This is a genomic window from Enterococcus sp. 9E7_DIV0242, from assembly GCF_002140975.2.
GTDB lineage: Bacteria > Bacillota > Bacilli > Lactobacillales > Enterococcaceae > Enterococcus_L > Enterococcus_L clewellii.
This window is the reverse complement of record NZ_CP147247.1, coordinates 1208941-1231413: the sequence shown is the minus strand read 5'-3', so window position 1 is coordinate 1231413 and position 22473 is coordinate 1208941. Positions and strand designations below refer to the sequence as shown.

The window sequence follows — 22473 nt, the reverse complement described above, 5'->3', positions numbered from 1 at the left end:
TATACTGATGTTATTTGACAAAGGATTCGAGTCGCACATGCGGATCAGAACCTTATCTATTAGGAAAAGTGCTGACAAAAAGAGAGACATCGAACGCACTGCTTTATCGAATTCTGAGTAAAAAATTGAGGTTCTAGCGAACATTCAATTAGTATGAATGGAAATGATAGGTCGGGACGCAATATCTGTAAAGGTATGAGCCCCGACTTTTTTATGACAATATCTTATTATGAAACACACCAGCTTCCGTTCTACGATAGAATGAAAAGTAGTAGAGCTGAAAAAGGAGGAAATAAAAATGAATGTACATAATGCAGAAATCGTGATCAGTGCTGTGTCACCGGCACAGTATCCGGAAACACAGTTACCGGAGATTGCCCTTGCCGGACGTTCGAATGTAGGGAAGTCATCCTTTATCAATACGTTGATCAATCGAAAAAATCTGGCACGGACTTCAGGTAAACCGGGAAAAACACAGACATTAAACTTCTATTTGATTGAAGATGCGCTTCATTTTGTCGATGTACCTGGGTATGGGTATGCTAAAGTATCTAAGACAGAGCGAGCAAAATGGGGGAAAATGATCGAAACCTACATGACAAAAAGAGAACAGCTTCGTGCCGTCGTCTCTTTAGTCGATCTTCGTCATCCGCCAACCAAAGAAGATATTCAAATGTATGAGTTTCTAAAATATTATGATCTTCCGGTGATCGTTGTGGCAACAAAAGCGGATAAGATTCCCCGCAGCAAATGGAACAAGCACGAGAGTATAGTCAAAAAAGCCATGAACTTCGATCCAACGGATGATTTTATTCTATTTTCATCAGAAACAAAAATGGGCAAAGTAGAAGCATGGAAGGCTATTGAAAAATATCTGTAAGTTACTTATGAAAAGCAAAAAAGGAATTAGAGGGATGCTGACCAAGCGATCGGCATACCACTAATTCCTTTTTTAGTATTTGAGAAACGATTACAAGGTATAGTTTCTCAAAACGATTTTCTCATAAAAGTTTCGAACACTTTTTCTTAGTAGCGGGGCTTGTAAATAATCCTGCCCGATGAAGTCGATATGATCCCACCCTTTGATGACAGGTTCAACGTACCAAATACCTGGTTCTACGATATTATCTGCCGCCTTACTTTTTTGCGTGAATGGTGCTGTGGCTGAAATGACGAGAACCAGTCCATCGTTTGCACGCCATTCGGTTGTTCCTGTTTTTCCTAAAATCATTGATGGAATCGTGAACAGTGGTGACATAGTAATTGAAGGGAGGTAATTTTTGCTCACACCTGATCTATAGGTAGCATCCCCTGCAAACGAGAAATAATAGACATTATCTGCTAAATTTGTTGTTTGATTGATTGTGTCAGCACCTGCTATGGACAAGTCATGCAGAGCAACATCCTGACTATTGTTCCAAATATTACTTTCCAATACACGTTTCATATAAGCTCTATTACTTTCACCAGTTTGCTGACGCAATCCCCATTGATCCATTTTGAAATCATAAGGAATATTAATTGAACTGCTTCCAGTAGCTGTTGCTAGCCCATAAATGAGATCGCTGATCAGCGGCTTGGCAATATCAGCTAATCTTGTTCCGTTATGCGGGGTACCTAATGTAGTGATGCTGTGAACCCATTCCTTTTTCCCTTTAAACAGCTCTGAAACTTCTACTCCACTTGCTGCAGCGAACGCTTGCTCTTCTGAAGAGCCTTCTCGCAATAATGTTTCAAGCAGTCGACTGGTTTGCCCACCTTGGCTGTGTCCAATCAAATGAATTTTACTTTGACCATCCCATTGAGGATAAAGTCCATTATACGTTCTTCCATAACGTGCGTGACCGTGCTTTTGGGCATGCGCAGCGCCGTAATCAACAGTTCCGCCTTTGATGTAATAATACAGCTCTACTGCACGGTCCCAATTGCTTCCAAAAGGACTCACAACAGCTTCCATACTAGGATATCCTTTCGTATTGAGCTCCCCTAGGATTGTAGAGAAACCGCCCCAATAAGTAATCGGAAAAGGTTTAAGCTCATCAGGACCGAAACCAACCAGTCCGTGAACAAAAATATGAGGCTCTTTATTTTCGCCATGTACTTCCTCCGATTGGAAAAGACCAATCCCTACAAATAAACAAATCCCCACAAGTAAATGATACATTGTTTTCTTTTTCATTTTTTTCCTCCAAAACCAATATTTTTGAAATGTTTACCATACATTTCGTTGTTTATTATAACCTTTATTGGTTGTTTTGGAAATTAAAAATTTCTTTTTGTTAGAATTGAATTAAGTGTGAGGAGTGAAGCCAAGTATGAAACTACTATAAAAAAATAATAGATACCCATTCACTGGTAAGGATGGGCGTTCCTAAAAAATAAGCCTGAATCTACTGAAATAGCAAGGTATTTTTCAGCAGATTCAAGCTTGGTTTCGAAATATAGCCTTATTATATGACTTACTGAGGGATAAGGTTATTTTTCTTCTTTATTTTTATTTTTTAGTTCATCAGTATTTTCTTCTTCTTTTTTAGGCTTCTCTTTAGCCTTAGGGTCAATGGCGAAGGATTCAAAAAGCTTATCCAAATCGTCCGAACTTTCAAATTTCAATCCCATGTCTCATCCCTCCATTCCCACTTATTTTAGCATTTTTTTAATGATTTTTACAGCTTTGTATTTGAAACCTTGCAATCCTTTAAGAAAAACGATATAGTTTTGTCGAATAGGAAAGAGGAGAAGGAAAAGAATGCTTGGAAAATTGATTATTTCACTGGTGAAATTCTATCAGCGATTTATTTCACCGGCACTAGGTCAAAGATGCCGGTATCATCCTACCTGCTCTCAATATATGATGGATGCAGTCCAGACACATGGTGGGCTGAAAGGTGGCGCAATGGGCATTGGCAGGATTTTACGTTGCCATCCTTTTGTAAAAGGCGGTATTGATTATGTGCCGCTGAAATTTAGCTTGCGAAGAAATCCAGATGAAGAATATCACGGACCATATAATTATCGGAGATATAAAAAATAGAGATAAAAGGCGGAGTATTATGGCGATTTTAGCGTTTGATTTAGGTGGATCTGCAGTAAAATATGGGGTTTGGGAGCAAAACGGGCTTCACGAAACTGGAAAATTTTCAACCCCAAAAACATGGGAAGATATGAAGAAGGCCTTAATGGAGGTCAAAACGAACTCGGCATTTTCTATTGAGGGCGTTGCGCTCAGTGCACCAGGTGTTGTAGATGAACGAAAGAGACAAATCTTAGGCATATCTGCGATTCCATATATTCATCATTTTGATATTTATGATGAATTGGAAAATCTGTTCCAACTTCCAGTGACTATTGAGAATGATGCGAATTGTGCTGGCATGGCTGAAATATACGAAGGAGCTGCGAAAGGCAAAAAAGAAGTTGCTTTTGTAGTTATTGGTACTGGAATAGGCGGCGCAGTCTTTCATAAAGGTGAGATCGTCAAAGGGGCACACCTTTATGGTGGAGAATTCGGTTTAATGTTTTTAAACGATGGCAAAACATTCAGCAATCTAGGTACAGCAGTGCAGATGGCGTGGCGTTATTGTGACCGAAAAGGCGTGGCGCATGAGACCTTCTCTGGCGAAGATGTGTTCCGCTTGGCAAAAGAGGGCGATACGCTAGCTACGGAAGAGGTAGAGAATTTTTATGAGTATCTGACTCAAGGGCTTTTCGGTATCCAGTTTTCTTTGGATCCGGAAGTCATCGTATTAGGTGGCGGTGTTTCCGCTAAAGAAGGTTTGCTGGATGAAATCAATCAGAGAATGAAGAAAAAATTAGAGCACTTTGGCTTGAAAGATTTTGTTCCCGAGATTGTTATTTGTAACTACCGAAATGATGCGAATTTGGTCGGGGCAGCAGCGAACTTTATTGCCCATAAACAATAATTGAAAATCCTTACAGAATGAAGCCTTAAAATCAGTCGATTTTGGGGCTTTTTTTTAATGCTATCAAGTCAATAAATTCATTTTTAGTAAACGTGATGAGAGTGCTTAAAACTTTAATTATTATTAAATAAAACGAAAATAGGTTTCTATAGTGATATTTTTCATTCTTTTTGTTCGCGTAATCAGCTTATAAAAAACTGATTGTTTTGAATTATAGAAATTTTCTGAAAATTTATTGACAAGAATCTCCTTTTTTATTATATTTGTATACATACTATTTAGGGAAGTTATGAAAATGTTATGGCTAAATATGTTTGTGATTTTAATGCAATTATCGAATGCCTTAACAAATTTCAGATACGACTCGATATGTTGCAAAAAGAATGAGGGGGTATTTTGATGAAAAAATTTAGTTATTTATTTGCCAGTTTGTTCTTATTGGCAGCCTGTGGGCCAACAGCGACAAGCGGTGGTGGTGGAGCAGACGCAGGGAATAAGGCGGAAGGCGATACGATCAAAGTCGGCATGAATATGGAGCTTTCCGGTGGTGTATCCGCTTATGGGAATGCTGAAAAAGAAGGAATTGAACTAGCAGTTGAAGAAATCAACGAAGCTGGGGGCGTCTTAGGTAAAAAATTAGAGTTAATTTCGAAGGATAACAAATCTGAGAATAGTGAGGCGGCATCAGTAGCTTCTAATTTAACGAATGAAGATAAAGTAGTCGCAGTCATTGGACCAGCAACTTCTGGTGCAACGAAAGCAACGATTCCAAATATGACAAAAGCAAGCGTACCGCTGATTACTCCATCTGGGACAGATGACAGTATCACAACTGCTAATGATAAAGTACAGGAATTTGTATTTAGAGCTTGTTTCCAAGATACATTCCAAGGGGTTATCCTAGCAAACTTTGCACAAGACAATTTGAAAGCAGAAAAGGTGGTTCTTCTTGGTGACAAATCAAGTGATTACGCAATTGGCCTTGCGGATTCCTTTAAAGACACCTATAAAGGCGAAATTGTTAAGGAAGAAAACTTTACTGCAGGCGATAAAGACTTCCAAGCGTTATTGACAAAAATCAAAGGTCTGGATTATGATGTCATCTATGTTCCTGGTTACTATACAGAAGCTGGTTTGATTATCAAGCAGGCAAGAGAAATGGGTATCGATAAACCAATCATTGGTGCAGACGGCTTCGGTGATGAAAAATTAGTTGAAATTGCCGGTGCTCAAAATGTCAATGATGTCTACTATACAGGTCACTTCTCAGAGAAGGCACCTGCAACGGATAAAGTAGAACCATTTGTAGCTGCGTTCAAAGAAAAATATGGTAAACAGCCATCTGCTTTCAATGCACTTGCTTATGATTCTGTTTATATGTTAAAACAAGCGATTGAAGATCAAGATTCTGCAGATTCTGCAAGCATCACAAAAGGATTAGCTGAATTGAAAGACTTTGAAGGTGTAACAGGTGTGATGAGTATGGATAAGAACCATAATCCTGAGAAGTCAGCAGTAGTACTTGGGCTTACAGAAGGCAAAGAAACATCAGCTGAACCTGTTAACCCATAACCTTAATAAAAGAATTTTGAGAAGAACTAAAATGGCTGGGACCAACAATGATTTCAGCCATTTTACTTTTTCTTTCTACTTATTGAATAAACTGCAGGATAGAATCGAAAGTCTACTAGTAGATTCTGCTTTTATGATAGAGACGTACAGCTTCTTTGTTTCAGTTTTCTGTACATAGCACACAGTTTCTTACGTTGACTGATCATGAAAGGAAATGAGCGTATCGGCCCCTCTTTTATTCTCAATAAATTTAAATTGGATGTGATGAAAATGGCACTGGAAATGTTTATCCAGCAGTTGATAAATGGGCTGTTTCTAGGGAGTATTTACGCTCTACTAGCCCTTGGTTACACAATGGTATACGGCATTATAAAATTGATTAACTTTGCTCATGGAGAAGTCTATATGTTGGGTGCGTTCATGGGTTACTTTTTTATTAATAATTTCAAGCTGGGCTTTTTCCCGGCGCTAATTCTTTCTATGGCATGTGCAGCTGTCATTGGAGTTGTCATAGAGTTTTTAGCTTATCGTCCTTTGCGAAAATCGACAAGGATCGCAGCACTGATCACCGCGATCGGTGTATCGTTCCTTTTGCAAAATGTCATGATTCAGATGGTCAAATCTGATCCGCGGGCATTTCCACAAGCAATCAAGCTGGAGACCTATAAACTTGGGTTTATTGAAGTTTCGAATATTCAGTTGATCATTCTATTTGTTTCCTTGTTCTTGATGATTTTATTACAAATCATTGTTAAAAAGAGCAAGATGGGGAAAGCGATGCGAGCAGTGAGTGTAGATCCAGATGCTGCGCAATTGATGGGAATCAATGTGAATCGGACGATTTCCTTTACCTTTGCACTAGGTTCAGCACTGGCGGCGGCAGCAGGTATGTTGATTGGTTTGTACTACAATTCCATCGATCCAATGATGGGCGTTGTCCCTGGATTGAAATCCTTTGTCGCGGCGGTAGTTGGTGGTATCGGGATTATCCCGGGTGCTGCAATCGGTGGTTTTGTGATTGGGCTATTGGAAACAGCAGCAGTGGCACTAGGCTTTTCTGATTACAAAGACGCTGTAGTTTACGCGCTGTTGATTGTGATCCTGTTGATCCGTCCGGCAGGGATTCTTGGGAAGAATATCAAAGAGAAAGTGTAGGTGATAAGCAATGAAAAAAAATATGAAATATAATCTAATTTGGTTGCTGATCGCCCTTGCTGTTTATGGCGCGATTTATGCAGCATATATTATGGGTGCTGTGAATCTGTATACAGAGAATACACTTATCACTATTGGCATCAACATTATTCTTGCTTTAGGACTAAATCTGATCATTGGTTTTTCAGGTCAGTTTTCATTAGGGCACGCGGGTTTTATGGCAATAGGTGCGTATTGTACAGCTATCGTGTCTGTAAAAAATCCGACAATGGGTGGTTTTTTCAGCGGCTTGCTTTTAGGAATTGCGCTTTCCGGATTGGTTGCTTTAATTGTTGGTATTCCAACGCTACGCTTGAAAGGTGACTATCTAGCAATTGCAACTTTAGGTGTTTCAGAAATTATCCGAATCGTCATTATTAACATGAGAGATATTACAAATGGTCCGGCAGGGATTTTTGGTATTCCTCCTTTTGTTAACTGGTCGATGGTTTTTGGTTTTGTTGTCGTGACGATACTAATTGTGGTGAATTATATTCATAGCGGTTCAGGAAGAGCAACAATGGCTATCAGAGAAGATGAGATCGCAGCAGAATCAATGGGTGTCAATACGACCAAATATAAGGTTTTAGCCTTTGTCATCGGTGCGATGACTGCCAGTGTGGCAGGTGGTTTGTACGGAAGCTATATTCAAACAATTGCACCAAAGGATTTTGGCTTTATGAAATCGATCGATATTTTGATCATTGTTGTATTCGGAGGGATCGGTAGTGTAACGGGAACTGTGATTGCAGCTATTGCATTGGGCTTTATGAATATGTATCTTCAAAATTTTGGAGAACTGCGCATGATCATCTATGCATTGGCATTGATCATCATCATGATTTTTAAACCAGGTGGACTACTTGGAACATGGGAATTTTCTGTCAAACGACTATTGAATAAAAAGGGGGATGACTCAAATGCCTCTATTGGAAGTTAAAAGCTTAACGAAGAATTTTGGTGGTCTGGCAGCTGTATCGAATGTCAATTTGAATCTGGAAGCAAATGAGCTGATTGGCCTAATTGGACCGAACGGTGCTGGAAAAACAACACTCTTTAATTTATTGACGGGTGTTTATGAGCCTAGTGAAGGAACCGTTGAATTGGACGTACTAGGGAAACGTCAAACGCTTAATGGAATGAAGCCGTATAAAATTGCGGATATGGGATTGAGTCGAACCTTTCAAAATATTCGACTGTTCAAGGACCTTACTGTAATGGACAACGTGTTAATTGCAATGAACAGCAAAAATAAAGAGGGAATCTTCTCTAGTATTTTACGCTTACCAAAGTTTTATAAAAAAGAAGAAGTGTTGCGTAAAAAAGTAAAAGAATTACTGGCGATTTTTGGTATGGAAGACAAATCAGAACATTTAGCGAAAAACTTACCTTATGGAGAGCAACGACGGTTGGAGATTGTTCGAGCATTGGCGACAGAGCCGAAAGTGCTCTTTCTTGATGAGCCGGCTGCAGGAATGAATCCACAGGAAACGGCAGATTTGACGGAATTGATCAGAAAAATTCAGAAAGAATTCCAAATCACTATTTTGTTGATCGAACATGACATGAGTCTCGTCATGGAGGTTTGTCAGCGAATCTATGTTTTAGAATATGGTCGGATCATTGCAGAGGGTGAGCCGGAAGAAATCCGTAACAACCCGAAAGTAATCGAAGCCTATCTGGGAGGTGAGCTGTAATGTTGAAAATTGAGAATCTATCTGTGCATTATGGCATGATCCAAGCAGTAAGAGATGTTAGCTTCCATGTAGAACAGGGAGAAATCGTTTCGTTGATTGGTGCGAATGGTGCCGGGAAAACAACGATCCTACGAACAATTTCTGGCTTGAATCGACCGTCAAGTGGGAAAATTACCTTTGAAGGGAACGAGATCCATAAGACGATGCCGCAGAAGATCGTGGCCTCTGGGCTATGTCAGGTACCCGAAGGACGCCATGTATTTTCTGGATTAACTGTACAGGAAAATTTGGAAATGGGTGCTTTTTTACGGAAGGATAAGGAGTTTAAAAAGGAATATGATATGATTTTTGAACGCTTCCCAATCTTAAAAGAACGAAGAAACCAAGATGCAGCGACACTTTCCGGTGGGGAGCAACAAATGCTGGCGATGGGACGCGCATTGATGTCTAAGCCTAAACTCCTTCTTCTTGATGAGCCATCAATGGGATTAGCACCGATTTTTATCCAGGAGATATTCAATATCATTCAAGAAATCAATAAACAAGGAACAACTATTCTGCTAATTGAGCAAAACGCAAAGATGGCACTGTCGATTGCTGACAGAGGCTACGTTTTGGAAACTGGGAATATCGTTCTGAGCGGTTCCGGGAAAGATTTGATTGACGATGAAGAAGTGAAGAAAGCATATTTGGGAGGCTAAGAAATGAGTATAAGAGATTTTATGACGAAAAATCTGGTCGTTGTCCAGCCTGATATAAAAATTTTCGATGCAGTTGATTTGATGAGAAAAAATGATATCCATCGATTACCCGTTGTAGAGAATGAACGATTAGTCGGGTTGCTGACTGAAGGGACCATTCAGGCGGCCATGCCATCTCAGGCAACGAGCCTAAGTGTCTATGAAGTGAACTATCTTTTGAATAAAACGACGGCAGCAGATATAATGATAAAAGACGTACAAACAATTGCTCCCGATTATTTACTGGAAGATGGCATCTACAAAATGAGGAAAAACAATATCGGTGTGTTACCGGTTGTTGATAATCAGAATGAGCTGATTGGTATCATTACAAATAATGATATTTTTGATGCCTTCTTGAAAATCACAGGCTACAATGACGGTGGTACACGGATCCAGCTTCGGATTCCGGAGGATCATAAAGGAATTCTTGCCGCGATCACACAATTACTGGCTGAAAATGACTACAGTATCTTGACGGTTGTAGTGAACCGCAAGGAATTGGAGACCATTATTGAATTGCAGATCGAGAGTCGAGAAGCGGATAAAATTCGACAAACACTGACAGCTGCCGGCTACGATGTGTTCGAAGCAACTTTGGTAACAAAAAGAGAAGGGTAAGGTTTTCCCAGAGAATAGACAAAATGATTTGACTATTAAATGTGGGTGTGCTAATTTTAGATTTGGGATATTGTTTATCTGTCGTAAAGTTGAAAACGTATAATTTATTGTGGGTTGCTATCCTGGTAGCTTACGATTGATTATAAATTTTAAAAGATAGGAGGATACTAATGAAAAAAATCTTAGGGATCATTATTGCAGTCGTTGTTACTCTTGGACTGGCTATGCCGGCTTCAGCAGATGGCGCGATTGCAGCTAATGAACAAAAGATCCTTGATGAGTTGAATGCTGGTGCAACGATTGGCGGTAAGAAATTTTATTTTGAAGCTGCTGAAATCAATGCAGCGGAAAACCATCTGAAACGTGTAGCATTGACTGATGCACAAGTAGAAGAAGCACTGAAGAATATTCGTGCTGCTGTTGCGTTGGTTGGCTCACAGGACGTTGATACAACGAACGTAACTACTTTGGCTGCAGCATTGCGCTTGCTTCCAACTAGTGTTATCGATCAGTTGAAAAACTATGTGGTTGCTGCTGGAAATGCTGTAGGAGTGAAAATCACTTTTGGTAGCGGAGGCGCATACACATCCGTATTGATTACTGATGCGAACGGCAAACAGGTTTACCAATCTGGAAGTGCTGTGAAAAACACAGGAGTGAACTATGCGTTGAGCGGAATCACTTTTGGTTCTTTACTGGCAGCTGCTGCAGGTGCGGCATTTGTAAGTAGAAAACGTAAACTAGCTTAATATGAAGAAATTCAAGAGGGTAGGGGCATTTATCTATATGCCTCTTCTCTTTATGCTTTTCGGCTATCTTATCATTTATATCATTGGTGCACCTGTCATTAATTTTGCCTCTTCAGCGGTCCAGCTCATTTTATTAAATGATGCGCCGTCTTTCGATACCAAAACGAATGACCTCTTTTCTACAACAGATCAAGCAGCCAAAGAGAAAGCTGTCAATGAAGCAGGAAAAATTGCTTCATCTGAGATGGTTTATCCTGTCTCTGGCGACCAGTTTGGTCAAGTGGTTATTGAAAAAGTTGGAATTAATGAACCATTGTTTTATGGTGATAGCGAAGAAATTTTAAGTCTGGGCTCCGGGCAGTATATCGGTAGTATGATTCCAGGAGATTTGGGAACAACACTGATTGGCGGACATAACAGACCTTCTTTCGGACAAATTTATTATTTGGAGCAAGGAGATCAGATAGTTATCAACACACATTATGGAGATTATACTTATCAAGTGACAGAGAAGAAGGTCTCCACAAAAAGTGATCCGGTAATTAATGAGCGTCTTGGCGATAAATCGAAACGATCCTTGATTTTGTATACTTGCTATCCTTTAGATGCGATCGGTTGGGCAGATGACCGTGTTTTTGTATTTGCCGATTACGTTTCCGGTCCAATCATAGATGAAAGTATATAGATAGGGGAGTATAACTGAATGAAAAAAAGAAAATCAATAGGGAAAAATCTTTCCCGTTTATTTTTGGCGTTTCTCTCCTCAGTCTTTTTGGCTTCTTTCCTGCTTCTATTAAGCCTATATTTGACCTTGTTCAGCAGCTCTTACATGGATAAGCAAGCGGAAAAATCTGACTATTATTCTTTGCTGACAGAGGAGATCAATCGTCAAATCGAGAATAGTGCTTTGGGAAGTAATATTCCAGCCGGAGTATTAGCTGAAGCTGTCTCTGAAGACTATGTAAAAGAAGATGTGAACGCTTATTTTACTGCAATGTATAATCCAAAGGAAACCTTTAGTGTGGTCAACGGACCAAAGATCAATGAATCTATTCTAACTAAAATCAAGCAATATGCAGCTGAAAATAATATTGAGGTAACCGCAGAAACAGAAGCCTCTATTCAAACACTTGCGGATCGTTCTGTCGAGATTTATGATGGGTACATTGAGTTACCGTTTCTGATTTCGTTTACACAACGAGTTATTGCTTACAAATCAAAGCTGTTATTATTTATGGCTGTATGCGGGGTTCTTTGTGTTCTGCTTAGTATTATCCTATTTAAATCATTACGCGGCTATTTGCATCGATTGCTCCGCTATCTGGAGTATATTTTTGCTGGAAGTGGTTTGTTGATGCTGACTTTTCCAACCGTGATTTTTCTTTCGGGAAGCTTGAAGCGTTTAGGGATTCAGTCTAAAGCAATGTATGATTTTGTTCAAGCCTACTTATCCAGTTTTTTATGGATGTTCATTTTTATGGGGCTGGTTGCTGTAGTACTGGGGATTCTTTTCGCTTTCCTGAGTGAGTATCAGAGAAGACGATTATTTCGACAATAGGAGAGAAACATAATTAACTTCAAAAGTAAGGCGAACTATCTGACTTTTTCATTTTTATAGGTTAAAAATGGCACTGTTTAAAGATGATTCGTCTTATTTTCGAAAAAAATCAAACAACCTTTGAAAAGATGAACAAAGGGATGAGTTGCTCTTATTTAAAAAACTTTCTAGGATTTTATGGTAAGATGTAGTTTTGGAGGGATAGAAATGTCAAAAAAGAATAAAGATATTGAAGTAAGAATAGAAGAGGAACAGCAGAAGGTTGATGGTCAGCAAGTGACTGTAACAAAGATGCTAATTGGAAAGAAAGAAATCGGACGAATCATTCCGAAAGACAGTAAAAAGTTTTCTCTTGAAATGAGTGGCGAAAGCTCGGGAACAGTTAAGTCTGTTGAAGAGGGAATTGAGACGATTATTCGGCAATGGAACCTGGCAGAATAAAAGTGAAAAAAATTTAAAATAACACTTGCATTTACAGAAAAAATTTTGTATTATAAGTAAGTCAGGTTTTTAAGAAACCTCTTGGAGGAGTAGCGAAGTGGCTAAACGCGACGGACTGTAAATCCGTTCCTTAGGGTTCAGTGGTTCGAATCCACTCTCCTCCATTTTTTTATTTTGGGGTATAGCCAAGTGGTAAGGCAACGGACTTTGACTCCGTCACTCGTTGGTTCGAATCCAGCTACCCCAGTCTGTAAGAGTTGTTCATGATGAGTGAGCAGCTCTGTTTTTATATTATTAATGTTCCTATTTCTATGAAAAAATCAGAGGAGAGAGATTGTATGAAATTAAAAGAAAAAATTACTGATACTGCAGAAAGATTGTATGATTTATCGAAGCAAAAAAAGTACAATGTGACACTTGGTTTAGGGAATAAAATAACTTCCGATAGAAAAACAGCACACAATAAAAAATGGCGCGCTAAGAACAGATAAATGTAACGAAAAATAGCAAAATGGTCTCCCCTTCATTTCAATGAAGAAAGGAGACCATTTTTTATTTCTCTATTTCTCTATCTCGATACCGAGAACAGTCAAATGACCGTTACCGACAAGCTTGATAACGAGCCTGGCTAAATGGTTAGGCGTCATATCTGTATCACTGGTTACCCACCAATGAAGCGTACCGATAAAAATGGATGTCATATACTCAATAATAAAATCTATTGGCACCTCAATATCATTTTCTGTAATCTTTAACTGAGCAAATGTATCCGCATATTTTTCATAGAGAATATCAGCAAGCTTCCGGCGTAAGGTTTCATTGGAGCTACCGTCCATGATGGTCAGGAAAAAGTTTTTATTCTTATGAATATTGTTATAGATTTGTGTAAGCAATACTTCAATCTTTTTAACTTCAAGTCGATTTCCTCGGATAGTCTTATCTGCATCCACAACTGAAGTGAACGCTTTGACAGCAAAATCGAAAATTTGATCATAGAGATCCTGTTTGTCTTTGAAATGAGCATAGAATGTCGCACGATTGATCATCGCTCGATCGGCAATTTCCTGAACAGTTATCGCATCAAACCCTTTCTCTTCAACTAAGTAGAAAAAGGCTTCAATAATCATCTTGTGTGTCCGCATAACGCGTAGATCTTTCTTTTTCATTTGAAAAAATCCTTTCTAAAAACGACAATCTGAATTGGTTTGTTGCTTATCTCACAAAAAAGGTACTTTTGCTTGTTGCAAAAAAATTTATTTCTTCCTAAAATAGACATAAGTATTATAACAAACACAATGTCAGTTAATCAACAGTGTGTTGTCGATTGTGAAATGTTTCTCTTAGAAGTGGAGGTCAACAATGAAACTAAGAGCGGGGATCGATGTTGGTTCAACAACCGTAAAATTAGTAATCATCGATGAAAAAAATCAAACGAAATATGCAAAATATGAACGCCATTACTCGGATGTAAAAGCTGCAGCTGAACGAGTACTAAATGAGGCAAAAGAAATTTTAGGGGGAAAAACCCCTTTATCAATGATGATCACCGGATCTGGTGGGATGGGTCTTTCTGATGTATTAGAGATTCCTTTCGTTCAGGAAGTGATTGCTTGTACAAGAACAGTGGAGGAAATCATTCCTGAAACGGATGTCGCAATTGAACTAGGTGGTGAGGATGCCAAGATCACCTTTTTTGAAGGCGCGTTGGAACAGAGGATGAACGGGAGCTGTGCCGGCGGAACCGGAGCATTTATCGATCAAATGGCTGTGTTGTTGAAAACCGATGCCAATGGTGTGAATGAGTTGGCTAAAAACTATCAGACCCTTTATCCTATTGCATCCAGATGTGGTGTGTTTGCTAAAACGGATGTTCAACCTTTGATCAACGAAGGAGCGGCGAAGGAAGATATCGCAGCAAGTATTTTTCAAGCTGTAGTTAACCAGACGATTGCCGGTCTTGCGGCGGGAAGAAAAATCAAAGGTAAGATTGCCTTTTTAGGTGGTCCGTTGTTCTTTATGTCTGAACTGCGCAAGCGTTTTATTGAAACATTGGATGTTCAACCGGAAGATGTCATTTTTCCTGAAAATCCACAACTATTTGTTGCATTGGGCGCGGCAATATACTCAGAGGATGCGGAAGAAACGAATTTGGATGCCATCATCAATCGATTGATAGGAGGAGACAGTGAACAGCTGAAACCAACAGATACGTTGGAGCCTTTGTTTAATAATGATGAGGAGCTAAAAGAATTTAGAGCTCGTCATAATCAAGCACAAGCAAAAGAAAAAAAGCTTGCTGACCATAAAGGTGCCGCATTCTTGGGGATCGATGCCGGATCGACCACGACGAAAGTAACCTTGATCGATGAAGAAGGGAATCTGCTATTTTCATTCTATGGAAACAATCAGGGGCAGCCGCTTGAAACCACGATGGAAGTATTAAAAGACTTATACAGTCAGCTTCCTGAGGGAGTATTTATTGGGAAATCTGCAGTTACCGGTTATGGCGAGCATTTGATCAAGAATGCATTGAAGGTGGATATCGGCGAAGTGGAAACAATGGCTCATTATAAAGCGGCCGACCATTTTCAACCGGGGGTCGATTTCATTCTTGATATCGGTGGTCAGGATATGAAGGCAATGACAATCAAAGAAGGCGTATTGTCTTCCATTCAGTTGAACGAAGCCTGTTCTTCCGGCTGCGGCTCATTTATTGAAACATTTGCTAAATCGCTGAACTATGATGTAAAGGACTTTGCATTGGCTGCTTTGGAATCAAGAGGACCGGTAGATTTGGGTTCTCGCTGTACAGTCTTCATGAACTCTAAAGTGAAGCAGGTTCAAAAAGAAGGCGCATCTGTTGGAGATATTTCAGCAGGGTTGTCTTATTCTGTTATTAAAAATGCCATTTATAAAGTAATCAAAGTTCGTCGTCCGGAAGAAATGGGCGAGAAAATCGTCTGTCAGGGCGGCACATTTTATAATGAAGCTGTATTGCGAGCGTTTGAAATGATTAGTGGGCGAGAAGTCGTTCGACCTTCGATTGCCGGCTTGATGGGTGCATATGGCTCAGCGTTGATTGCGTTAGAAAATTATGAACTAGGTGAAGAAACAGAGCTGCTTTCATTGGAAGAGCTCGATACCTTTACTTCAGAAAAAGAGTTTACCCATTGCGGTCTTTGTGAGAACAACTGTATGATGACTGTGACTATCTTTTCTGATGGCCGCCAATTCACTACGGGAAATCGTTGTGAACGAGGAGCTAGAATCAAGATCAAGCGGGAAGATCGTAAAGTCAATTTAATCGATTATAAATACCGTCGTCTGTTCAAGTATCGTCCATTGAAAGAAAAAGATGCAGTGAGAGGAACTGTTGGGATTCCACGTGTTTTAAATATGTATGAGAATTACCCGTTGTGGTTTACTTTCTTTACAGATTTAGGGTATCGAGTGGAACTGTCGCCACGTTCGAATAAAGAGCTATATGAACAAGGGATGGAGACGATTCCAAGTGATACCGCCTGCTATCCGGCGAAAATCACACATGGCCATATTCAAGCGATGATCGACAAAGGGATTCCAATGATTTTTTACCCAGGTGTTGTATTCGAAAGGCAAGAGGATATAAAAGCGGACAACCATTTTAACTGTCCAATCGTGCAAAGCTATCCAGATGTTATTCGAAACAATGTGGATGATATCCGCGAAGGGAAGGTCGATTATCGTAATCCATACATCAATCTTGCCAACGAAGCATCTGTAGCAGATGTTTTGGCCGTTACATTTCAGGATTTGGGTATTACCAAAGAAGAAATTCAAAAAGCGTTGCATCATGGCTACGAAGAGTTGGAAAACTTTAAAGAAGATATCCGCAATAAGGGTGAAGAAACACTGATGATGCTCAACCAAAAAGGGCAAAAGGGTGTTGTTTTATCTGGACGCCCCTATCATTTGGACCCTGAGATCAATCATGGAATCGCTGATGTGATCACACAGGAAGGGTTTCATGTATTAACAGAGGACAGCATTTCTCATTTGGGAGATATCAATAATTTACGCGTGGTCAATCAGTGGGTCTATCACTCAAGACTCTACGCAGCAGCAAAAGTTGTGGCAAAATCAAAAAATCTGGAATTGGTTCAATTGAATTCTTTTGGCTGCGGCTTGGATGCTGTGACAACCGATCAGGTGGAAGAAATCATGGAACAGCATGGAAAAATTTACACTGTCTTAAAAATCGATGAAGGATCAAATCTAGGTGCAATCCGAATTCGTTTACGCTCCTTGAAAGCAGCGGTAGGCGAAAGAGACCGTCGTGGGTTTGAACCGAAAATCAAGGAAGAATCACAGGAAAAAATTATTTTCACGAAACAAATGAAGAAAGACCATACGTTGTTATTGCCAATGCTTAGTCCGATCCATCAGACTGGACTGGTTGATTTAGCATTGAAGGCGTCTGGCTATAATGTGGTGTGTCTACCGGCAGAAGACCGCGAAGCTATCAATGTAGGACTGAAATACGTCAACAATGATTCTTGTTATCCTGCAATCATTTCGATTGGTCAGCTGGTCGAAGCACTTCAAAGTGGTGACTATGATTTAAATAATGTCAGTGTAATGATGACACAAACTGGCGGAGGCTGTAGAGCGACAAACTATATTCCGTTGTTACGTAAAGCGCTGAATGATGCTGGCTTCCCTCAAGTTCCGGTTGTTTCGGTTTCTATGGGGAATAAAGGAGTGGAATCTAGCCCAGGCTTCAAATTCACCTTACCGATGTTGAAGCGAGTAGCAATCTCCTTCTTATATGGGGATTTGTTTGAGCGAGTGGTTTATCGGACTCGGCCATATGAAACAGAGCCGGGAATGATCGATCGTATGCACGAGGAATGGTTGAAGAAGATTGAAAAGAACATTCGTAACGGTTCTCTGACTCAGTTCAACCGAAATATGAAGAAAATCATCAAAGCATTTGATGAAGTTCCATTACTGGATATTGAAAAACCAAAAGTTGGTGTCGTTGGAGAGATTCTTGTAAAGTATTCACCGACTGCAAATAATGATATTGTCCGTCTGTTAGAAGCGGAGGGAGCCGAAGCCGTTGTGCCGGATATCGTCGGTTTCATGAACTATTCTTTGTATAATCAGATATTCAAATATGAAAACCTAGGCATGTCCAAGAAGAGTAAACGAATTGCAGAATTTGCTATTCGGATGATCGAGATGGTTGAAAAGCCGATGGATAAAGCGTTGAGAAACTCTGCCCGTTTTGATGGAATCACGTCGATTTATGAGTTGGCTGAAGATGCTGGGAAGGTTCTCTCTATCGGAAACCATACTGGAGAAGGTTGGTTCCTGACAGGGGAAATGATCGAGCTGTTGAAAACTGGTGTCAATAATATCGTTTGTATGCAGCCCTTTGGTTGTTTGCCAAACCATGTCGTTGGTAAAGGGGTAATCAAAGAGCTTAGACATCAATACCCTAAGGCGAATATCGCAGCTGTAGATTACGATCCTGGGGTATCTTTAGTGAATCAATTGAATCGGATTCGTCTTATGATGGCAACTGCTAACAAGATGATGAAAGAAGAGGTACATTCTTAATAGTTTGGCACTCTTAATTCGCTGGAATGGGTTAGATGTATAAGGAAATTAATGTTGTTCTAAACAAATTATTGGAACTACGTACGAAAAGAGTGAGCGGAGCGATTGGCCGTTTGCTCTTTTTTTAAATCATGCATAGGAGCAGATTGGTTGATTACGTGATAGAGAGAACGTGAAATTTGCTTTATCTATTAGTTAGACCAAAGTAGCCAGATACAGCCTTTTTCCTTTTATAGCATAAAAGAGACTTGTTAATAAGGTATATACCAGTTATAATTAGAGAAACAACGAAATGAGGAGGGGAGCAGATGACATCATCTTTACCGATTTATTTACAAATACATGACAAAATCAAGGAAGATATTGAAAAGGGTTTATGGGCAATTGGTGATCGCCTGCCATCTGAACGAGAGCTAGCTGTACAGTTCAAGGTTAGCCGTATGACACTTCGTCAAGCAATTCAGACATTGGCGGATGAAGGAATATTAGAAAGAAAAATTGGGTCAGGAACCTATGTTGCAAGACAGAAGGTCCAGGAGAAAATGATTGGTACGACAAGTTTTACCGAAATCATGGTTTCTCAAAATCGTAAACCATCCAGCAAGACAGTTTCTTATTTTATTACACATCCTAGCTCCAGTGAGTTGGAAAAGCTTCAACTATCTGAAGATGAATCGATTTTACGCATGGAACGAATCCGTTATGCAGACAATGTCCCAATTTGTTTCGAAGTAGCGAGTATTCCCTATTCTCTTATTGATAAATATAGTAAATCAGAGATTAGTCAGTCTCTTTATAAGACGCTTGAAGAAAAGGGCGGGTACAAAATTGGGCAAGCCAATCAAACGATTTCAGCTATGTTGGCATCTGAACAAATATCTGAGTATCTTGAAATCAAGAGAGGTGAAGCGATTCTACGTCTTCGCCAAATTTCTTATCTTGAGGATGGCAAACCTTTTGAATATGTACGAACACAATATGCGGGCAACCGCTTTGAATTTTATTTGGAAAAATGAGCTGTTGAAGGAGGGGTTATCATGAGAATTCGCTATCCTTGCTAATCTGATGACTCACTAAGCATTCGAGGCCCGCCGAATTGATTTTTCTTACGTTGGAAAAATCAAAAAATCGGAGGAAAAGAAATGACTTTGGAATTAAGAAAATTAATGGATGCTGATTTGATACGGTTTGAAGGTTGGCTTGAAGAGCCGCATGTTGCCAAATGGTATCATGATCCGGAAGACTGGCTTTTAGAGGTCAACACCCGTAATCAGGAATTTCAGTTTCTGCATCATCTTATTGTTGTTCATAAAGGAACCCCCATTGGTTTTTGCCAATACTACCTGTTTTCAGATAGTGGAGAGGACTGGCATGGTACGCAGCCGCTGACTGGAACATATAGTATTGACTATATGATTGGTGAAAAGGCATATGTGGGCAAAGGTCTGGGTAAGCAAATTGTTGCTTGCTTGACCGCGCAGATCATGCAGTTGAGCGACTGTGAACGGATAATCGTACAGCCGGAACCGGAAAATTTGGCTTCCTGTGGCGTACTTTTAGCGAATAATTATAGGTTCGATGAGGAAAATGAGCTGTATGTTCTAAAAAAATAGATGAAAAAGAATCGTTGGCTTAAGGTCAACGATTCTTTTTTGACGCTATAGGAATTTCGTGGTAGCTACTACTTCCTTCTTCGTAGATAAATTGTCCACTCAATAATTCTGTTATCTCCTCAATGAAATGAGCGACTTTTTCTTCATCAACCAGACATATAACAGTGATTTTTTCCGTGAATAACGTATCCTTCGTTGTATACAGGCTTGCTTCCAAAAAATTTTGAAGCTTTCCAAGCTGTGGGTAGTCAATTATCAAAGTTACTTCTTGTTGGAGTTTTCCCTCCACCAGTCCAATGGCTTCGATAGCTTCTGATACCGCATGACTATATGCACGAATCAAGCCGCCTGCACCTAACTTTGTCCCTCCAAAGTAACGAGTGACTACAGCCACGATGTTAATCAATTCTTGTTTTTTCAGTACCTCAAGCATGGGGATACCAGCTGTACCACTGGGCTCACCATCATCGCTGCTTCGTTGGATCTCACTATGGTCGCCAAGAATGAATGCACTGCAGTTATGATTGGCCTTCCAATGCGCTTTCTTTGTCTCAGCAATAAATGCCTTTGCTTCTTCCTCTGTATAGACTCGCTTCATAAAACAAATGAATCTCGATTTTTTGATTTCGATTTCATGCTGTCCATCTTGAGAAATAGTAAAATAATGATCGATCATCGTCTCTTCCTTTTCTTTTATCTTCATTACTACCAGTATAGGAAAAAAGAATCTGTTAAGCAACTTGAAACCTTAAAAAGTTCTTGGCACGACAGTTGAAAGTTCGCTGGTTTATGAGATAATGGTAATAAACAAGGAGGGGATTCAATGGTAAAGGAACGCTCGAAAAAATACAATCATGTGACCCACTATTTAAGGGAAAATGGCGGTTCTCAAGTAACGTTAACTTTTACCCAGTTTGACGAATTATTGTTTCCTTACTCCGGATTGCCCGTAACTGCTAGAACCGATACAGATTGGTGGGCAAATGATTACAAGCATCCCGAGAAGGGCGCATATGGTTGGCTAAATGCAGGCTATCAAGTGGTACAGGTAAATTTAGAAAAAGAGTTTATCGTATTTAACAAGCTATTGAAATCAAATGGACTTTTCAAAGAGTCTCTTCTATAAAAACAGACGAAAGAATCAGCCTTGTGTTGATTCTTTTTTTGTGATTTTCGTTATTTTTGCGAATAATAGTTATGGGAGATCAAATGAACGAATTAACAGGTAGAAAAGTCATGCGAAAGGAAGTGCCGGAGGGGATCGATTTTTCAACAGCTATTCGATTTCCGGCAATGAAAATAGAAGCAGAGACAGTTTGCTGTAAAAGGTGTGGTAGTGTTCATTCATTGGATGAGGCAAATTTAGGTGGAAATCGTTATTTTTGTCCAGCATGTATTCAATTGGGGCGAGTGGATACTGAAGAATACTTCTATCATGTACCAGAGATGAGGGCTACTAGACGGCGTGTGTTGTTTGGCTGGAGGGGAACCCTGACAGCTGGACAGCAAAATGCTTCGGATTGGCTTCGATCAGTTGCTGCAGAGAAAAAGAAAGGGATGATCTGGGCAGTGACCGGTGCCGGAAAAACGGAGATGCTTTTTGAAACGATTTACACATCATTAAGTAGAGGGGAACGTGTTGGCTTTGCATCACCTAGAGTAGATGTTTGTTTGGAGTTATATCCTCGTCTTAAGGCAGTTTTTCCTGAAGAAGAGCTATCGCTTTTGTATGGCGATTCCGAAGAAACTTACCGATATACCAAGTTTGTGTTATGCACGACCCATCAGCTGTTGCGCTTCTATCAAGCGTTTGATGTGCTGATTATTGATGAAGTAGATGCCTTTCCTTATGTGAATGAGCCATTTTTGCAGTATGCGGCTGAGCATGCCGTGAAAACATCTGCGGCCTTGATCTATCTGACTGCAACACCAACCAAGCAACTACTTCAGCAAGTAAAGACCGGACAATTGGGGCTGACAGTTCTTCCAGCGAGATATCATCGTAGAAAATTACCAGTCCCTAAGCTAAAGGGATGCTTTTATTGGCGCAAAAAGTTAGAACAGAAAAAGCTGCCTAAACCACTTGTCCGATGTATTCATACATTGATGAAGAAAAATGATGTCTTGTTATTTTGTCCGAGCATTGCTGTATTGAACAATTTTTATGAATTGCTTACAACTCAGTTGTCTGACATTCCAGTTGCTTCTGTTCATTCAAAAGATGAAGAACGTACTGAAAAAGTGATGCAGATGCGAGAAAAAAAATTCCGCCTCTTTTTAACGACGACTATTTTAGAGCGTGGTGTAACATTTGATCGAATATCGGTCATTGTTATCGGAGCAGAGCATTCGGTGTTTTCAGAATCTGTGTTGGTACAAATTGCGGGAAGAGTCGATAGGAAAAATCAATATACAAATGGGGAAGTCTGGTTCCTTCATGATGGAAAAACGGATCAAATCAAGCAGGCAGTAAGTCAGATCAAAAAAATGAATCGACTCGCTGAAGAAAGGGGATTGGTTGATGAACTGCGTGTATTGCAATCAGAAAATAAGTAGAATACTTTCTATTCGTGAGCTCTTATCCTTTAAACCAATCATTTCTTGTGAATTATGTCCAAGCTGTCAAAAGAAGTTCTGTCTTTTGGATGAACGCTTTTTATGCAGAGGCTGCAGCCGAGAATGTAAGGTGGCTTTTTGCAATGATTGCCTTCTCTGGCAGAAAAAATACCCTGATTACTCCTTTCAACACAGCGCGCTGTTTCAT

At 39.8% G+C, this 22473-nt stretch carries 23 protein-coding genes and 2 tRNA genes; 21 read left to right on the top strand and 4 right to left on the bottom strand.

Going from position 1 to position 22473, the window contains the following annotated elements; genetic code table 11:
- The first annotated feature begins 298 nt into the window (after positions 1–298).
- Positions 299–880 carry a ribosome biogenesis GTP-binding protein YihA/YsxC gene (yihA, locus tag A5888_RS05765; protein ID WP_086348234.1) on the top strand — a complete coding sequence of 194 codons (582 nt, stop codon included), beginning with the start codon at positions 299–301 and terminating at the stop codon, positions 878–880.
- Positions 881–970: 90 nt separating this feature from the next.
- Here the strand turns inward: yihA and A5888_RS05760 are convergent, their stop codons facing one another.
- Together A5888_RS05760 and A5888_RS05755 are read right to left on the bottom strand one after the other, a co-directional pair.
- A complete protein-coding gene (locus tag A5888_RS05760) occupies positions 971–2179 on the bottom strand; it encodes an esterase/lipase family protein (protein ID WP_086348233.1) in 1209 nt (402 codons plus the stop codon).
- Positions 2180–2475: 296 nt separating this feature from the next.
- Complete coding sequence (locus tag A5888_RS05755) at positions 2476–2616, bottom strand: SPJ_0845 family protein (protein ID WP_086348230.1); 141 nt, start codon at positions 2614–2616, stop codon at positions 2476–2478.
- A gap of 130 nt (positions 2617–2746) precedes the next feature.
- Here A5888_RS05755 and yidD point away from each other — a divergent pair, with 130 nt between their 5' ends.
- The 15 genes from yidD (at position 2747) to A5888_RS05680 (ending at position 12983) form a co-directional block, all read left to right on the top strand.
- Positions 2747–3031, top strand: coding sequence for a membrane protein insertion efficiency factor YidD (gene yidD / locus A5888_RS05750; protein ID WP_086348229.1), 285 nt, complete (start codon positions 2747–2749; stop codon positions 3029–3031).
- 19 nt (positions 3032–3050) lie between these two features.
- Entirely contained in the window at positions 3051–3920 is an 870-nt protein-coding gene (locus A5888_RS05745; protein ID WP_086348228.1) for an ROK family protein, read from the top strand.
- Positions 3921–4319: 399 nt separating this feature from the next.
- Positions 4320–5492, top strand: coding sequence for an ABC transporter substrate-binding protein (locus tag A5888_RS05740; RefSeq protein WP_086348227.1), 1173 nt, complete (start codon positions 4320–4322; stop codon positions 5490–5492).
- A 276-nt stretch (positions 5493–5768) separates the two neighbouring features.
- Positions 5769–6647 carry a branched-chain amino acid ABC transporter permease gene (locus A5888_RS05735; protein WP_086348369.1) on the top strand — a complete coding sequence of 293 codons (879 nt, stop codon included), beginning with the start codon at positions 5769–5771 and terminating at the stop codon, positions 6645–6647.
- Between the two features lie 10 nt (positions 6648–6657).
- Positions 6658–7626: a branched-chain amino acid ABC transporter permease gene (locus A5888_RS05730; protein WP_086348226.1), complete on the top strand. Its 969-nt coding sequence runs from the start codon at positions 6658–6660 to the stop codon at positions 7624–7626.
- Positions 7607–8383, top strand: coding sequence for an ABC transporter ATP-binding protein (locus tag A5888_RS05725; protein WP_086348225.1), 777 nt, complete (start codon positions 7607–7609; stop codon positions 8381–8383). Before A5888_RS05730 ends, A5888_RS05725 begins: the two co-directional genes overlap by 20 nt.
- Complete coding sequence (locus A5888_RS05720) at positions 8383–9084, top strand: ABC transporter ATP-binding protein (RefSeq protein WP_086348224.1); 702 nt, start codon at positions 8383–8385, stop codon at positions 9082–9084. Before A5888_RS05725 ends, A5888_RS05720 begins: the two co-directional genes overlap by 1 nt.
- A gap of 3 nt (positions 9085–9087) precedes the next feature.
- Positions 9088–9744: a CBS and ACT domain-containing protein gene (locus A5888_RS05715; protein WP_086348223.1), complete on the top strand. Its 657-nt coding sequence runs from the start codon at positions 9088–9090 to the stop codon at positions 9742–9744.
- 170 nt (positions 9745–9914) lie between these two features.
- Complete coding sequence (locus A5888_RS05710) at positions 9915–10493, top strand: hypothetical protein (protein WP_086348222.1); 579 nt, start codon at positions 9915–9917, stop codon at positions 10491–10493.
- A 1-nt stretch (position 10494) separates the two neighbouring features.
- A complete protein-coding gene (locus A5888_RS05705) occupies positions 10495–11178 on the top strand; it encodes a class D sortase (RefSeq protein WP_086348221.1) in 684 nt (227 codons plus the stop codon).
- Between the two features lie 18 nt (positions 11179–11196).
- Positions 11197–12051, top strand: a complete 855-nt coding sequence (locus A5888_RS05700) for a hypothetical protein (RefSeq protein ID WP_086348220.1) — start codon at positions 11197–11199, stop codon at positions 12049–12051.
- Positions 12052–12258: 207 nt separating this feature from the next.
- Positions 12259–12492: a DUF2969 domain-containing protein gene (locus tag A5888_RS05695; protein WP_086348219.1), complete on the top strand. Its 234-nt coding sequence runs from the start codon at positions 12259–12261 to the stop codon at positions 12490–12492.
- A gap of 83 nt (positions 12493–12575) precedes the next feature.
- A tRNA-Tyr gene (locus A5888_RS05690) sits at positions 12576–12656 on the top strand.
- 11 nt (positions 12657–12667) lie between these two features.
- Positions 12668–12739, top strand: a tRNA-Gln gene (locus A5888_RS05685).
- Between the two features lie 91 nt (positions 12740–12830).
- Positions 12831–12983 carry a hypothetical protein gene (locus A5888_RS05680; RefSeq protein WP_170924712.1) on the top strand — a complete coding sequence of 51 codons (153 nt, stop codon included), beginning with the start codon at positions 12831–12833 and terminating at the stop codon, positions 12981–12983.
- Positions 12984–13052: 69 nt separating this feature from the next.
- Here A5888_RS05680 and A5888_RS05675 read toward each other — a convergent pair whose 3' ends face one another.
- Complete coding sequence (locus A5888_RS05675; RefSeq protein WP_086348218.1) at positions 13053–13658, bottom strand: TetR/AcrR family transcriptional regulator; 606 nt, start codon at positions 13656–13658, stop codon at positions 13053–13055.
- A 193-nt stretch (positions 13659–13851) separates the two neighbouring features.
- Between A5888_RS05675 and A5888_RS05670 the strand changes: the two genes are divergently transcribed.
- The 3 genes from A5888_RS05670 (at position 13852) to A5888_RS05660 (ending at position 19709) form a co-directional block, all read left to right on the top strand.
- A complete protein-coding gene (locus tag A5888_RS05670; protein WP_086348217.1) occupies positions 13852–18096 on the top strand; it encodes a 2-hydroxyacyl-CoA dehydratase in 4245 nt (1414 codons plus the stop codon).
- 308 nt (positions 18097–18404) lie between these two features.
- Positions 18405–19112 carry a GntR family transcriptional regulator gene (locus tag A5888_RS05665; protein WP_086348216.1) on the top strand — a complete coding sequence of 236 codons (708 nt, stop codon included), beginning with the start codon at positions 18405–18407 and terminating at the stop codon, positions 19110–19112.
- A gap of 126 nt (positions 19113–19238) precedes the next feature.
- Positions 19239–19709, top strand: a complete 471-nt coding sequence (locus A5888_RS05660) for a GNAT family N-acetyltransferase (RefSeq protein ID WP_086348215.1) — start codon at positions 19239–19241, stop codon at positions 19707–19709.
- Positions 19710–19734: 25 nt separating this feature from the next.
- On the opposite strand, the gene A5888_RS05655 is transcribed toward A5888_RS05660, so the two are convergent.
- Positions 19735–20385, bottom strand: coding sequence for a YigZ family protein (locus A5888_RS05655; protein WP_086348214.1), 651 nt, complete (start codon positions 20383–20385; stop codon positions 19735–19737).
- A gap of 147 nt (positions 20386–20532) precedes the next feature.
- On the opposite strand from A5888_RS05655, the gene A5888_RS05650 reads away from it, so the two are divergent.
- Both A5888_RS05650 and A5888_RS05645 read left to right on the top strand, forming a co-directional pair.
- Positions 20533–20835 (top strand): DUF7662 domain-containing protein, encoded by a 303-nt coding sequence (locus tag A5888_RS05650; RefSeq protein WP_086348213.1) that lies wholly within the window; start codon positions 20533–20535, stop codon positions 20833–20835.
- Positions 20836–20918: 83 nt separating this feature from the next.
- Complete coding sequence (locus A5888_RS05645; protein ID WP_086348212.1) at positions 20919–22265, top strand: DEAD/DEAH box helicase; 1347 nt, start codon at positions 20919–20921, stop codon at positions 22263–22265.
- Positions 22266–22473: the final 208 nt, after the last annotated feature.